This is a genomic window from Actinoplanes sp. NPDC049802, assembly GCF_040656595.1.
GTDB lineage: Bacteria > Actinomycetota > Actinomycetes > Mycobacteriales > Micromonosporaceae > Actinoplanes.
The window spans coordinates 1-15,302 of the sequence record NZ_JBFAMR010000050.1 but is presented as its reverse complement, the minus strand read 5'-3'; the positions used below and the strand labels follow the sequence as shown (position 1 = coordinate 15,302).

Annotated in this window: 10 protein-coding genes; 9 read left to right on the top strand and 1 reads right to left on the bottom strand. The window is 68.7% G+C overall.

The window, feature by feature from the left end; genetic code table 11:
* Positions 1-349: 349 nt before the first annotated feature.
* From AB0I88_RS28360 to metH, 9 genes are all read left to right on the top strand, one after another.
* Complete coding sequence (locus tag AB0I88_RS28360; protein ID WP_361031040.1) at positions 350-1,360, top strand: MurR/RpiR family transcriptional regulator; 1,011 nt, start codon at positions 350-352, stop codon at positions 1,358-1,360.
* A gap of 35 nt (positions 1,361-1,395) precedes the next feature.
* Positions 1,396-2,700, top strand: a complete 1,305-nt coding sequence (locus AB0I88_RS28355; protein WP_361031037.1) for an extracellular solute-binding protein — start codon at positions 1,396-1,398, stop codon at positions 2,698-2,700.
* Between the two features lie 197 nt (positions 2,701-2,897).
* Positions 2,898-3,764, top strand: coding sequence for a sugar ABC transporter permease (locus tag AB0I88_RS28350; protein ID WP_361031034.1), 867 nt, complete (start codon positions 2,898-2,900; stop codon positions 3,762-3,764).
* On the top strand, positions 3,764-4,630 hold the full coding sequence (locus AB0I88_RS28345) for a carbohydrate ABC transporter permease (RefSeq protein ID WP_361031031.1): 867 nt from the start codon (positions 3,764-3,766) through the stop codon (positions 4,628-4,630). Before AB0I88_RS28350 ends, AB0I88_RS28345 begins: the two co-directional genes overlap by 1 nt.
* Before the next feature lie 15 nt (positions 4,631-4,645).
* Entirely contained in the window at positions 4,646-6,079 is a 1,434-nt protein-coding gene (gene ngcE / locus AB0I88_RS28340) for an N-acetylglucosamine/diacetylchitobiose ABC transporter substrate-binding protein (protein WP_361031028.1), read from the top strand.
* Between the two features lie 21 nt (positions 6,080-6,100).
* Positions 6,101-7,000 carry a sugar ABC transporter permease gene (locus AB0I88_RS28335; protein WP_361031024.1) on the top strand — a complete coding sequence of 300 codons (900 nt, stop codon included), beginning with the start codon at positions 6,101-6,103 and terminating at the stop codon, positions 6,998-7,000.
* Between the two features lie 11 nt (positions 7,001-7,011).
* On the top strand, positions 7,012-7,911 hold the full coding sequence (locus AB0I88_RS28330; protein ID WP_361031022.1) for a carbohydrate ABC transporter permease: 900 nt from the start codon (positions 7,012-7,014) through the stop codon (positions 7,909-7,911).
* Between the two features lie 77 nt (positions 7,912-7,988).
* Complete coding sequence (locus tag AB0I88_RS28325) at positions 7,989-9,581, top strand: bifunctional 3'-5' exonuclease/DNA polymerase (RefSeq protein WP_361031166.1); 1,593 nt, start codon at positions 7,989-7,991, stop codon at positions 9,579-9,581.
* Between the two features lie 129 nt (positions 9,582-9,710).
* A complete protein-coding gene (gene metH, locus AB0I88_RS28320; RefSeq protein ID WP_361031019.1) occupies positions 9,711-13,319 on the top strand; it encodes a methionine synthase in 3,609 nt (1,202 codons plus the stop codon).
* Here the strand turns inward: metH and AB0I88_RS28315 are convergent.
* On the bottom strand, positions 13,304-14,023 hold the full coding sequence (locus tag AB0I88_RS28315; protein WP_361031016.1) for a helix-turn-helix transcriptional regulator: 720 nt from the start codon (positions 14,021-14,023) through the stop codon (positions 13,304-13,306). The two genes, metH and AB0I88_RS28315, sit on opposite strands and share 16 nt — an antisense overlap.
* Between the last annotated feature and the right edge of the window lie 1,279 nt (positions 14,024-15,302).

The window sequence follows — 15,302 nt, the reverse complement described above, 5'->3', positions numbered from 1 at the left end:
GCGCGGGCGGCGTACCGGAAATTTTTTTGATCTTGTTTCTTGTGTGACGGCGAGGTTTCGGCGCGTCACGGATACCGAATGATCAGCCGATAGTGGGTCGCCGGAACGGCCGGTCGCGTATCGGCCGCAAGCAGGAGCTGAAAACGGGCCCAAATCGGTCATGTGATGGCGGTCACCTCGTAACGGCCATTTGGGGATTGATGGCTGTCATCTACCCCAGCCGAAACATCAGTTCATTCGCGCTGGTCCGGTAACGGTTTGAAAACTTCCTTCACAGTCTTGACAGCGAGGGCCCGTTAGTAAGAACTTTTACCGCGACAGTAAACAGTCCTTCCTGAAAGGGTGACCGATGGCTGAGCCGGAGATGGACGGCGCCGCGTGGACCGCGGTGACCCCCTCGCTGGTTCGCGCCCACGCCGCTCTGAACAGGAGCAACGGGAGCGACCACGGGACCGGGCGGAACACCGCGAACGGGGTGGGCCACCCGCCCGCCGACGGGGTGCTCGCCCGGGTCAGGACTCTGCTGCCGGACTTCACCGGGGCGCTGCAGCGGGTCGCCGAGCAGGTGCTCGCCGATCCGGCCGCGGCCTCCCGGGCCACCATCGTCGAGCTGGCCGAGCGCAGCGGAACCTCGCCGGCGACGATCACCCGGTTCTGCCGGGCGGTCGGGTTCGACGGTTACGCGGACCTTCGCCTCGGCATCGCGGCGGAGACCGGCCGGGCTCGCTCGGCCGGCTGGACCGTGGACATCGGCCGGGAGATCCAGCCGAGCGACCCGCTGGAACGGGTTCTCGGCCAGATCATGGCGGCCGACACCCGGGCCATGCACGACACCGCCACACTGCTCGATCTGGGCGAGGTGGAGCGGGCCGCGGTGGCGATCGCCGCCGCACCGCGGGTGAACATCTTCGGGGCCAGCGGAAGCGCGCTGGTCGGCGAGGAGATGCAGTTCAGTCTGCACCGCATCGGCATTCCGGTGTGGGCCTGGACCGACGTGCACAACGGTCTGGCCAGCGCCGCCTTGTCCAGGCCCGGCGACGTCGCGCTCGGCATCTCGCACAGTGGCGAGACCGGCGAGACGATCGAGCTGCTCGCGGAAGCGAACAGCCGGGGCGCCACCACCATCGCGCTGACCAGTTTCCCCCGTTCCCCGCTGGCCGAGCTCGCCGACATCGTCCTGCTCACCGCTACCCAGGCGACGACCTTCCGGCCAGACGCGCTCAGCGCCCGCCACCCGCAGCTGGTCGTCCTCGACCTGCTGTACGTCGCCGTCGCACAACGAACCCACGAACGATCGCACGCCGCGTTCCTGCGCACCGCCCAAGCGGTGCACGGGCACAAGGCGGCGAAAGACAGCTGAACCCTTTCAAGATGACATTCCCCTCGGGAGGAAAAGTGAAGCGCAAGATCGCGGTCGCCGCGGCTCTGGCCGCGTCGATGCTCGCCGCCGCCTGCGGCAGCAGCTCCGGCGGTGACGGGGGCACGGTCTCGGCCGACGGCAAGGTCGACGGCAAGGGCAAGACCATCAAGGTCTGGCTCATGGTCGACGCTCAGAGCGGCTGGAAGAGTGTCGTCGACGACGCCAGCAAGCGGTTCACCGAGGCCACCGGCGCCAATGTGACCGTCGAGTACCAGCAGTGGGCGAACGTGCTCACCAAGCTGGACGCGTCGCTGGCCGGCACCGACGTTCCGGACGTGGTGGAGCTCGGCAACACCCAGTTCTCCAAGTATGTCGACGCGGGTGCGTTCGCCGAGGTCAAGAAGGACACCTTCGAGAACTCCGCCACCTGGCTGCCCGGTCTCTCCGGTGCCTGCGAGGTCGACGGCAAGACCTACTGCGTGCCGTACTACGCCGGCGCCCGGGTCCTGATCTACCGCAAGGACCTCTTCGAGAAGGCCGGTGTCACGGCTCCGAAGACCTACGAGGACTTCATCGCCGCCGCCGACAAGGTGCAGGCCGCGAACAAGGACCCGAAGTTCGGCGCCGTCTACATGCCGGGCCGCTACTGGTACGCCGCGATGTCCTGGGTCAAGGCCAGCGGCGGCGACATCGCCAAGAAGGAAGGCGACAAGTGGGCCGGGCAGCTCTCCTCGCCGGCCTCCCAGGAGGGCCTCAACAAGTGGGTCGACCTGGTCAAGAAGTACTCGAAGGCGGACGTCACCAAGGACGAGGCCGACCAGTACCTGGTCTTCAGCCAGGGCAACGCCGGCATGTTCTACGGCAACGGCTGGGAGCTCGGCTCCGCTGAGCAGGTCCGCAAGGACCCGAACGACCCCAACTCGGCGCTGATCGACACCAAGGTCAAGGGCAAGCTGGCCGCCACCCCGATGCCCGGCATCCCGTCGCTGCTCGGCGGCTCGAACGTCGGCGTCCCGGTGAAGAGCCAGAACACCGAGCTCGCCGCTCAGTGGATCAAGTACTTCACCGACAGCACCTCGATGAAGGGCCTGATCAAGGCCAGCGCGCTGCCGAACGCCACCGCGATGCTCGACACCGCCGCCGCCGAAAACCCGGCGCTCGCCGTCGGCGCCGAGGCCGCCAAGAACAGCTGGGCCGTGCCGGCCTCCGGCAAGTGGGCCGACGTCGAGAAGGCCAGCATCCTGCAGAACATGCTGTCGGACATCCTGACCGGCAAGAAGTCCGTCGCGGACGCCGCCAAGGCCGCCGACGAGCAGATCGCCGCCACGCTCAACGGCTGATCCAGGCGCTGCCCACCCGCCGCGAGGCGGGTGGGCAGCGGGTTCCTTCTTCTGAGAGAGGAAATCTGATGCACGCCGTCGACACCCCGCCCACCCGCGCGACAGGCGCGCCGGCTGGACCGGGCGGACCGGGTCCCCAAGCGCCGGATGCCCCGCGCCGGAAGCGCCGCGGTCCGGAGAGCTCCCGCCTGCCGTGGTTGCTCGCGGCGCCGGCTCTGCTGCTCCTGGCCGCTCTGCTGGCCTACCCGATGGGCCGGATGGTCGTCCTTTCGTTCCAGAACATGCAGCTGCGGGAGCTGTGGAGCGGAGCCACCCCGCCGTGGGTCGGGCTCGACCAGTACACCAAGGTGCTCAGTGACTCGGCGTTCTGGGCGGTCGTCGGCCGTACGGTCCTCTTCACCGCGGTCTCGGTGATCCTCACGGTCCTCGCGGGCCTGATGGTCGCGCTGCTGATGCGCCGCGTGCACAAAGCCGTCCGGATGGCCATGATCGTCGCGATGATGTTCGTCTGGGCGCTGCCCGCCCTGGTGCAGGCGCAGGTCTTCAAGATGATGACCGACTCCAACGTCGGTGTCCTGAACTACATGATCGACAAGCTGCCCGGCGTCGAGTTCCAGAACCACTCCTGGTTCTTCACCCCCACCCAGGGGTGGATCGTGATCACCGCCTGTGTGCTGTGGGCCGGTATCCCGTTCCTGGCCATCACGCTGAACGCGGGCCTCACCCAGGTTCCCAAGGAACTGCTCGAGGCCGCGACGGTGGACGGCGCCAACGCCTGGCAGTCGTTCCGCAACATCACCATCCCGATCCTGAAGCCGCTTCTGGTGATCGTGACGACGCTGTCGATCATCTGGAACTTCGGGCTCTTCACCCAGAACTGGGTGATGCGCGACGGCAAGCCGGAACCCGAGTTCCAGACGCTCGCGACGTACTCGTACCTCCAGGCTTTCGCGCAGAACAAGTACAGCCTCGGCTCGGCGATCGCGGTGATCACCGTGCTCCTGCTGCTCGGCGCGATGGCGGTCTACATCCGCCAGATGTTCAAGATCGGAGAGGTGGACTGATGGCCGGCCGCCCCGCGAACGACCAGACGTTGACGGTCGGGCGCAGCCCGTTGGGAACCTTCTTCGCGAACCTGAGCGGCTCGGTCTTCGCGATCGTGATGTTCTTCCCCGTCTACTGGGTACTCATCACCGCGTTCAAGCCGCAGACCGAGTGGTCCAGCTTCACCCCCACGTTCATCCCGGATCAGCCGACCCTGGACAACTTCAAGTCGGCGTTCAACGCGCCCAACTTCCAGCAATCGCTGGTCAACGGCATCATGATCACGGTGGTCGCGGTCCTGGCCTCGCTCGTGATCGGCTTCCTGGCCGCCCTCGCGGTGGCGCGGTTCCGGTTCTACGGGCGGCGCGCGATCATCCTCGTGGTGCTCGCGGTGCAACTGGTGCCGTTCGTGGCCCTGCTCATCCCGATCTTCCTGATGCTGCAGAGGGCCGAGCTGACCGGTGACAGCATCATCGGCGTGACCCTCGTCTACATCGTGCTGCTGCTGCCGTACACGGTCTGGACGCTGCGCGGCTTCATCGCCGGCATCCCGCGGGAACTCGACGAGGCGGCCATGATCGACGGTTGCACCCGGGCGCAGGTGTTCTGGCGGATCATCCTGCCGCTCACCGGTCCGGGTCTGGTCGCCACCTCGGTCTACGGGTTCATCCAGGCGTGGAACGAGTTCATCATCATCAACACGCTGAACAACCCGGAGAACCAGAACCTGATGGCCTGGTTGATGCAGAACCAGACCAGCCGGGGCACGTACTGGGGCCCGCTGATGGCGGGTGCGATCCTGACGTCCATCCCGGTCGTGATCTTCTTCCTCGCCGTTCAGCGCAACATCGCCACCGGCTTGACGGCTGGCGCCGTCAAAGGCTGACCCGAAAGGACAAAGATGTCTGACATGACGAGTTCCGAACTGGACCGCCGCAGCCTCCTGCGCCGTGCCGCCGCCGTCGGGCTGGCGGCGACCCCGGCGGTGGGCATGCTCAGCGCCTGCGTCGGCGGTGGCGACGACACGACCACCGAGCAGGCCACCGGTACGAAGTCCGCGGAGAACCCACTGGGCATCGACCCGAAGTCGCCGATCGAGATCGTGATCTTCGACGGTGGTCTAGGCACCAAGTACGCCACCGACGTCGACACCCCGCTCTACAACCGGAAGTGGCCGGAGTCGAAGGTCAACTTCTCGGCCACCCAGGAGATCTCGACGACCGTCCAGCCGCGCCTCAACGCCGGCGACGCGCCCGACATGATCAACAACTCGGGCGCCAAGATGATGGACTTCGGCGCCATCGTGGCGGCCGGTCAGGCACAGGACCTCACCGACCTGTACGCTGCCGCCTCCTTCGACATCCCCGGCAAGACGGTGGCGGAGACGCTGGTCCCGGGCACGGCCGAGTGGGGCAGCTACAACGGCAAGCCGTACGCGCTGAACTACTCGTACACCGTGTTCGGCATGTGGTACAACGCCACCCTGTTCGAGAAGAACAGCTGGACCCCGCCGGCGACCTGGGCCGACTTCACCGCCCTCTGCGACAAGATCAAGACGGCGGGCATCGTCCCGTTCGGCTACGCCGGCGCGAACGCCGCCTACTACATGGTCCGTGCCCTGCTCACCAGCGCCGGCAAGATCGGCACCGAGCAGGTCCTCAAGGACATCGACAACCTGAAGCCCGGCGCGTGGACGAACCCGGCCGTCCTCGAGGCCGCCAAGGCCTGGGGCGAGATCGGCACCAAGTACCTGGACAAGTCGTTCCTCGGCCTCAAGCACACCGAGGTCCAGCTCCAGCAGAACCAGGACAAGGTCGCCTTCTACCCGTGCGGCTCCTGGCTGGAGAACGAGCAGGCCAAGGACACCCCGCCGACCTTCAAGTACGCGGTCGCGCCGTACCCGAGCGTCACCGGCTCCGACAAGCTCCCGGCGGCCGCGCTCAACGCCGCGGCCGGCGAGATCTACTTCGCGTCGTCCAAGGGCAAGAACCCGCGTGGCGGCATGGAGTACCTGCGGGTCATGCTCTCCAAGGAGGCGGCGACCGAGTTCACCAAGCTCACCAAGTCGCTGACCGTCGTGGTCGGCGCCGCCGACGGTGTCGAGCTGTCCCCCGGCCTGACCAGCGCCAACGACGCGCTGAACAAGGCCGGCAAGGACGTCTTCATGGGCTACCTGTTCGACACCTGGTACAAGAAACTCGGCGACGAGTCGCTGAGCGCGGTCAACGACCTGATGTTCAAGGGCGGCGACGCGCAGAAGTTCTGTGACCGGATGGAGGCCGCCTCGCAGGCGCTCGCCAAGGACTCGTCGGTCCAGAAGCAGACCCGTAGCTGAACAGAAGTGAGGTAGAGCGCCATGCGGCACGGCAAGTACCCCTTCATCATCGGCTTCCTTGCCGTGCCGGTGGCGCTCTACGCCACCTTCGTGGTGGCGGCGTACGTCCAGACCTTCCAGCTGTCCGTGGCCAGCTGGTCCGGGTTCGGATCGATCAAGTACGTCGGCTTCGACAACTTCGTGAAACTGTGGAACGACGACCTCTTCTGGAAGTCGCTGCGGCACAACGGCTACCTGCTCCTGCTGCTGCCGATCGTGACGATCGCCCTCGGCCTGCTCTTCGCGTTCCTGCTGAACGTGGGCGGCGGCTCCTCCGGCGGCGTGACCCGCGGCGTCTGGGGCTCCAAGGTCTACCGGGTGATCTTCTTCTTCCCGCAGCTGATGGCCCTCGCCATCGTCGCGGTGATCTTCGGCCGGGTGTTCGCCTCGGACAAGAGCGGCATGCTCAACGGCCTCTTCCCGGACTCGTGGTCGCCGTGGCTGTTCCTGGCCGACGAACGGTGGGCGCTGACCTGCATCCTGGTGGTGTTGGTCTGGCAGGCGGTCGGCTTCTACGTGGTGCTCTTCTCGGCCGGCATGGGCTCGATCGAGCACGAGATCTACGAGGCCGCGGCGCTGGACGGCGCCACCCGGGTCACCCTCTTCTTCCGGATCACCCTGCCGCTGCTCTGGGGCACCATCCAGACCGCGTGGGTCTACCTGGGCATCGCCGCGTTCGACGCGTTCGCCCTGATCAACATCATGACCGTGGACCGCGGTGGCCCGGACGGCGCCACCTCGGTGCTGGCCATGATGATCTACCGCAACACCTTCGAGTACTCGCAGGTCGGGTACGCCTCCGCGCTCGGCGTGGTGCTGTTCTTCCTGACCCTGACCTTCGCCGCGCTGACCCTGCGGGTCACGCGACGTGACGCAGTCTGAGAGGCCCGCACATGACTACCCTGACCGCGGCCGTCTCCGAGAAGAAGCCCACCAGGAAGGCGGAGACCCACCGCGAGGTCCGCGCCTTCAACGGCCTCGCCCACGTCGCCCTCGTCTTCTGGGCGCTGGTCACCGCCGGGCCGCTGATCTGGGTGCTGCTGGCCTCGTTCAAGACCAACACCGAGATCTTTCTGGGTGAGCCGTTCGCGCTGCCGAACTCGTTCTCGCTGGAGACCTACTTCTCCGCGTGGGACCAGGCGCACATCGGCCGCTACTTCGTGAACAGCGTCTTCGTCGTGACGGTCAGCACGGCCGGCACCATGCTCTTCGGCTCGATGGCCGCCTACGTGCTGGCCCGGTACACGTTCCCCGGCAACCGGATCCTCTACTACCTGTTCGTCTCCGGCCTGGCCTTCCCGACGTTCATGGCGCTCGCCCCGCTCTTCCACATCCTGAAGAACCTGGGCCTGCTGAACTCGTACCTCGGCCTGATCCTGGTCTACATCGCCTACTCGCTGCCGTTCACCGTCTTCTTCCTGGCCGCGTTCTTCAAGACGCTGCCGCACGAGATCGACGAGGCCGCGACGGTGGACGGCGCCTCGCACACCCGCAAGTTCTTCCAGATCATGATGCCGATGGCGAAGTCCGGCCTGGTCAGCATCACCATCTTCAACATCGTCGGGCAGTGGAACCAGTACCTCCTCCCGCTGGTGATCATGCAGGGGCAGGGCGCCGACCAGAAGTGGGTGCTCACCCAGGGCATCGCGAACATCTCCACGCAGGCCGGTTACCACGCCGAGTGGTCGACGCTGTTCGCCGCGCTCACCCTGAGCATCCTGCCGATGATCGTGGTTTATGCGATCTTCCAGCGGCAGATCCAGGCCGGCCTCACCGCGGGCGCGGTCAAGTAGGAGTTGTCATACCCCCGGGTGACAATCACCCGGTGCTGGTGGCGGTGGTTCCCGACCCGGACGGTCCTGGTGGCCGTCTGGGCCGGCTCGCTTCCGGGGAGCGGTGGCACGTCCCCGACCTGGCCGCCACGATCGCCGAGATGGAGGCCGCCGAGCAGCCACGCTGGGTCTGGACGGTCACCGCCGACGTCTACCCGCCGCTGCTGCGCGCCGGCGTCCGGGTGGCCCGCTGCCACGACCTGGAGCTGACCGAGGCGCTGCTGCTCGGCCACGCGGGCCGGTGGGGTGAGCCACGCGGGCTCGCCGCGGCCGTCGCCCGCCTGCGCGGCCTCCCGGTCCCTCCGGACCGGCCACGGCCGGACGCCGAACCACCAGGCTTCGCGCAGGTCGCCCTCTTCGACGCGGTTCCGGCCGGCCGCGTGGAGATCTCCGACCTTCTGCAGGTGTACGAGGTACAGGCCCGCAAAATCACCGAGACCGGTCATCCCGGCCGTTTCCGGATGCTGGTGGCCGCCGAGTCCGCGGGCGCCCTGATCGCCGCCGAGATGGGCCACACCGGCCTGCCGTGGCGCGCCGACATCCACGACGAGCTGTTGCGTGAGCTGCTCGGCCCGCCGCAGCCGATGGGCCCGCCCCGCCGTCTCGCCGAGCTGACCGCCGAGATCAACGCCGCGTTCGGCACCCACGGCCTGCATCCCGACCTGCCCACCGAGGTGGTGCGCGCCTTCCACCGGGCCGGCATCGACATCCCGAACACGCGCCGCTGGGTGCTGCGCCGGGTCGACCATCCGGCGGTCGCCCCACTGCTGGAGTTCAAGGAGCTGTACCGGATCTGGACCGCCCACGGCTGGGCCTGGTGCGACGCCTGGGTGCGGGACGGCCGCTTCCGCCCGGAGTACGTGCCGGGGGGCGTCGTCTCCGGCCGCTGGGCCACCCGGGGCGGCGGCGCCCTCCAGGTGCCGAAGGTGGTGCGCAAGGCCGTGATGGCCGACCCCGGTCACACGTTCGTGGTCGCCGACGCCGGCCAGCTGGAGCCCCGCGTGCTGGCCGCCGTCTCCGGCGACGAGCGGCTGGCCCGGGCCGCCGCCGAGGGCGATCTGTATGCGGCTCTCGCCGCCGACTCCTTCGACGGCGACCGCGGCAAGGCCAAGATCGCCCTGCTCGGGGCGATGTACGGGCAGACCGGCGGCGACGCCATCCCGGCCCTCGCGGTGCTCCGCCGCCGCTACCCGACCGCCTTCGAGTACGTGGAGGCCGCCGCCCGGACCGGGGAGGCCGGCGGTCTGGTCCGCTCCTGGCTCGGGCGCACCTGCCCACCGGCGGCCGGTTCGTGGCGGGACGCCGGGCTGGATCCCCCGGACGAGGTGGCCCCACCACCCGGCCGGGCGAGGGGACGGTTCACCCGCAACTTCGTGATTCAGGCCACCGCCGCCGAGTGGGCGCTGGTCCTGCTCGCCACCCTGCGGACCGAGCTCGCCGGTACGGATGCCGAGTTGGTGCTGTTCGTGCACGATGAGGTGGTCGTGCACTGTCCCGTCGAGCAGGCCGGACGGGTCGTCGAGGCGGTGCACGCGAGCGCGGCATCGGCCGGGCGGCTGCTGTTCGGCGTCACCCCGGTGCGTTTTCCTCTGGACGTCTCAGTGGTTGGTGCCTACGCGGACGCGAAGTGAAAGGGTCGGTATCGTTGGCGGTCCGGCCGAGAGGCGCTGCAGCGGGGCCACCACCCGTCACGCTCGACCGGTGAACCACCCGAAACAAGGGCGCCTCCGACTTTCTCAGGGATCTCGGAGGTGTTCTCGTTGACTCAGACCGTCACCCAGCTGCGTGAGTTGCTCGCTGAGCGAATTCTGGTGCTCGACGGCGCGTGGGGCACGATGCTCCAGGGCGCGAAGCTGACCCCGGCCGACTACCGCAACGAGCTGATTCCGGCGGACCATCCGCAGGACGTCACCGGCGACCCGGACCTGCTCATCCTCACCCGGCCGGATATCATCCTCGACGTCCACCGGCAGTATCTGGCGGCCGGCGCCGACATCACCACCACCAACACGTTCACCGCGACCAGCATCGCGCAGGCCGACTACGGGCTGGAGCACCTGGTCCGGGAGATGAACGTGCGGGGCGCCCGGCTGGCCCGCCAGGCCGCCGACGAGGCCGCCGCGAAGGACGGCCGGCCCCGCTTCGTGGCCGGCTCGGTCGGCCCGCTCAACGTGACCCTGTCCATCTCGCCGAAGGTCGACGACCCGGCGTACCGGGCGGTCACCTTCGACCAGGTCAAGGCGGCGTATGCGGAACAGATCTCGGCGCTGGCCGAGGCCGGCGTCGACCTGCTGCTGATCGAGACGATTTTCGACTCGCTCAACGCGAAGGCCGCGATCGCGGCGGCCCGTGAGGTGGCGCCCGAGCTGCCGCTGTGGATCTCGCTGTTCCTCGACATCTCCGGCCGCACCCTGTCGGGGCAGACCGTGGAGGCGTTCTGGCGGTCGATCGAGCGGGCGAAGCCGCTGGTGGTCGGCGTCAACTGCTCGCTCGGCGCGGCCGAGATGCGGCCCCACGTCGCCGAGCTGGCCCGGCTGGCCGACACCTACGTGGCCTCGCACCCCAACGCCGGCCTGCCCAACGCGTTCGGCGGCTACGACCAGCGGCCGGCCGAGACCGGGCAGCTGATCGGCGAGTTCGCCGAGGCCGGCCTGGTCAACATCGTGGGCGGCTGCTGCGGCACCACCCCCGCGCACATCGCCGCGGTCGCCGAGGGTGTCCGCGGCGCGGCGCCGCGGGTCATCGACCCGCCCGCCCCGACCACCCGGTTCAGCGGCCTGGAACCGTTCGAGATCGGCCCGGACACCGGCTTCGTCATGATCGGCGAGCGGACCAACGTGACCGGCTCGGCCAAGTTCCGCCGCCTCATCGAGGCCGACGACTACCAGGCCGCCGTCGACGTGGCCCTGGAGCAGGTTCGCGGTGGCGCCAACCTGCTCGACGTGAACATGGACGCCGACCTGCTGGACAGCGAGCGGGCCATGGTCACCTTCCTGAACCTGATCGCGACCGAGCCCGAGGTGGCCCGGATCCCGATCATGATCGACAGCTCGAAGTTCTCCGTCCTCGAGGCCGGCCTCAAGTGCGTGCAGGGCAAGGGCGTGGTCAACTCGATCAGCCTCAAGGAGGGCGAGGAGTCCTTCCTGGCCCAGGCGCGGCGGATCCGGGACTTCGGCGCCGGCGTCGTCGTGATGGCCTTCGACGAGCAGGGCCAGGCCGACACCCGCGACCGCAAGGTGGAGATCTGCGGCCGCGCCTACGACCTGCTGGTCGGCGACGGGTTCGACCCCCACGACATCATCTTCGACCCCAACGTGCTCGCGGTCGCGACCGGCATCGCCGAGCACAACGGGTACGCGAAGAACTTCATCGAGGCCCTTCCGCTGATCAAGCAGCGGTGCCCCGGCGCCCGTACCAGTGGTGGCATCTCGAACCTGTCGTTCGCCTTCCGCGGCAACGACGTGGTCCGGGAGGCCATGCACTCGGCGTTCCTGTTCCACGCCGTCAAGGCGGGCCTGGACATGGGCATCGTCAACGCCGGCCAGCTCGCCGTCTACCAGGACATCCCGGCCGACCTGCTGGAGCTCGTCGAGGACGTGATCTTCGACCGGCGGGAGGACGCCACCGACCGCCTGGTCACCTTCGCCTCCACGGTCACCGGCTCGGGCGCCAAGCGTGAGGTCGACCTGTCCTGGCGTGACGCCCCGGTCGAGGAGCGGCTCAGCCACGCCCTCGTCCACGGCATCGTCGACTTCATCGAGGCCGACACCGAGGAGGCCCGGCAGAAACTGCCCCGCCCCCTCGACGTCATCGAGGGCCCGCTCATGGACGGCATGAGCGTCGTCGGCGACCTCTTCGGCTCCGGCAAGATGTTCCTGCCCCAGGTGGTCAAGAGCGCCCGTGTGATGAAGCGGTCGGTCGCCTACCTGCTGCCCTACATGGAGCGGGAGAAGGAGGAGAGCGGCAATCACCGCGGCCAGGGCAAGGTCGTGCTCGCCACGGTCAAGGGCGACGTCCACGACATCGGCAAGAACATCGTCGGCGTGGTCCTGGGCTGCAACAACTACGAGGTCATCGACCTCGGCGTGATGGTGCCGACCGCCAAGATCCTGGACACCGCGATCGCCGAGGGCGCCGACGCGATCGGCCTCTCCGGGCTGATCACCCCGTCGCTGGACGAGATGGTCGCGGTCGGCGCCGAGATGCAGCGCCGGGGCATGAAGATCCCGCTGCTGATCGGCGGGGCCACCACGTCGAGGCAGCACACCGCGGTGCGGATCGCTCCGGCGTACGACCGGCCGACCGTGCACGTGCTGGACGCGTCCCGCGTCGTCGGCGTGGTCTCCGACCTGCTCGACCCGGTCCGCGCCGGAAAACTCGACGAGGCCAACCGCGCCGAGCAGGAGCGTCTCCGGATCCAGCACGAGCAGCGCCACTCGCAGCCGCTGCTCACCATCGGGCAGGCCCGCGCCAACCGGGAGACCGTCGACTTCGGTGACCTGCCGGTTCCGGCCTTCACCGGTGTCCGTGAGGTGGCGCCCACCATCGCCGAGCTGCGCCGGCTGATCGACTGGCAGTTCCTGTTCCTGGCCTGGGAGCTCAAGGGCAAATACCCGGCCATCCTGGACCACCCGGTCGCCCGGGAGCTGTTCGACGACGCCAACACGCTGCTCGACCAGATCATCGCGGAGGGCTCGTTCCAGGCCCGCGGCCGGTACGGGTTTTGGCCCGCCCACGCCGACGGCGACGACATCAGGCTGGCGAACGGCGCCTCGTTCCCGATGCTGCGGCAGCAGACCGAGAAGCCGGCCGGCCGGGCCAACCGCTGCCTCGCCGACTACGTCGCCCCTGCGGGCTTCGGTGATCATCTGGGCGGCTTCGCTGTCGCCATCCACGGCGCCGACAAGCTGGCCGCCCGCTACGAGGCCGAGCACGACGACTACCGGGCCATCATGGTCAAGGCGCTCGCCGACCGGCTGGCCGAGGCGTTCGCCGAGTACCTGCACCTCAAGGCCCGCCGTGACTGGTTCGAACCGGACGCCGACCCGAAGCTGGAGGACCTGCACGCCGAACGGTTCCGTGGCATCCGCCCGGCCCTCGGCTACCCGGCCTGCCCCGACCACAGCGAGAAACGCGACCTGTTCGAGCTGCTCGGCACGTCGGCGATCGGCGTCGGCCTCACCGAGTCGTACGCGATGACCCCCGCCGCCGCCGTCAGCGGCCTGATCTTCGCGCACCCGGAGTCCCGCTACTTCACCGTGGGCCGCCTCGGGAAGGACCAGATCGAGGACTACGCGAAGCGCCGCGGCGTCCCGGTCGCCGAGGTGGAGCGCTGGCTGCGGCCCAACCTCGCCTACTCGATCGACTGACGATCCGGACCGCGCCCGGCCGGTGGGCGCCCACCCACCGGCCGGGCGGCGGCATCCGCCCGGCGCCACAGCCGGGCGATGTCAGCGTCCGTCGCGAGGAGCTCGCCCAGCGGCACCACGGGCAGGGACCGCTGATCGACGGAAACCGTCAAGCCGACCTCGATCGACGGCACGATCTCGATGCGCAACTCGGCCAGGTCGGCGGCGAACCAGCGCAGCGGCCCGGGCGCGTCCAGAAAGGGATCGTTACCGACGTACATCTGCAGCCGCTCATGCCACCGGGGCATCAACAGTGTGGACAGGGCGCGGCTCACGGCTGCGGCATCCTTCTCGGCGATGCGCAGATCCACCCGGGCCGGGCGGACGTGGAGACCTTGCGCCAGGGCGGCGAGCCGTCCCGCCAGCACATGAGGCACCGTGTCGAGACGTTTCCACAGGATGTCGCACCTCGGCACATAGAAGTCCAACAGCCTGGCGGCCTCCGCCTCGTCGACCAGGTCCGGATCGTCCGAGGCTGTTGCCGGGATCGCCGCTGACTCGACGGCCAACCGCCGGCCCAGCACGCCGAGGAGCCGCTCTATCCGGCTGAGTCGTGGGTCCACGGCACCGCGCTCGACCCGGGAGATCCATTGCTGGCTGGTCTCCGCCCGCTCGGCGAGTAACCGCTGACTCCATCCGGCCTCGCCGCGAGCCGCCTGGATCACCAGCCCCACCTGCCGAGCCAGTCGCCCACCGTCGTGGCCGCCGCTGTGGCTACCATCGTGGCCGCTGTCGTGCCTACCGTCGTGGCCGTTGTTGTGGCCGCTGTCGTGCCTCGGCTCGTGATCTGCGTCCATGCCGCTGCCCCGGTTTCTGCCAATCGAGAGGCGTTGCGTTTCGAACTCGGCCGGGCTGCCTGGCATTCGGCGTCGCGGTGGCCGAAGAGATCCGATCGTCCGTTACGAGTTCGGTCCGTGTCGCCGATGATTCTGCGACTTTCAACGGCCTCGTGGGAGTTGTGGCCGGCACCTGTGGATAACGCGTCCCGGCGGGCAACCGTCCGTCCCACCCGGCCTGCCGGCCACGGGTTCCAGCCGCCGGCCCGAAGCGGGTGCGTTCGTCGCTGAGCGAGCGGCGAGCTCATGATCGTCGCGGTGGTCCCGAGTCCCGGCTGTTCAGTGCCGTGAGCGGCGTTCATGGATAGCGTCATGGGCCGACGTCGAAGAGTCTTTGCGGTCGGCCAGGCCCTTCTCGCTGATCTCCCTCGGTAACGAACGCACCCGCCGAGTAGTCCCAGCCGGACTCCAGTGCTGACTCAACCGACCTGAGACAGCGCCCACGGGCCGGCCGAAGGGTCCCGGCCGGCTGCCGGGGCTATCTCAGCGGGCGTGCCCGAACCCATCCGGTGGAGCGGGACACGGATCACGCCTATCAATGTTCCGGAAGCACGACACCCGCAACGGGTGTCGTCACACCCACAATGGGTGTCGCTTTCTCGGCAACCATATTGCTCGGGACGCCGGCCCTCCGTCCGGAGGCAGCACGGCGCCTTCCGGCCCGTCCTGATACGAGTCCGGTCCTGTCCACATCCGCCGCGACGCGGTCGATCTTCGCCTGCGGGACCGTCTGCTCAGCGGTGGTCTTGTCCGGCTGGCCGTCAGTGCTGACCCTGCTGGCCAAATCGCCCGCCTGCCTGCACGCCCACCGGCCGGGCGGGGCGCAGAGCGCACCGACGGTGCGCCCTCGAGCACCGCTGTGACGCTCGTGAGCGACCGCGCAGAGCCCCGCGTGCGTGCCGAATCGCTCGGCCCCGTCTGCCCGCCGGGCAGGCACACACAGCGCACCAACGGTGCGTCCTGTCGTCCTGTCGTCCTGTCGTCCTGCCGTCCTGGCGTCCCTGTCGCCCTGGCGTCCTGGCGTCCTGGCGTCCGGTGGGCGGAGGGCCGGCGTGCTGGGCGATGTGTGCTCGGAGAACACGACACCCGTAGTGGGTGTGACGACACC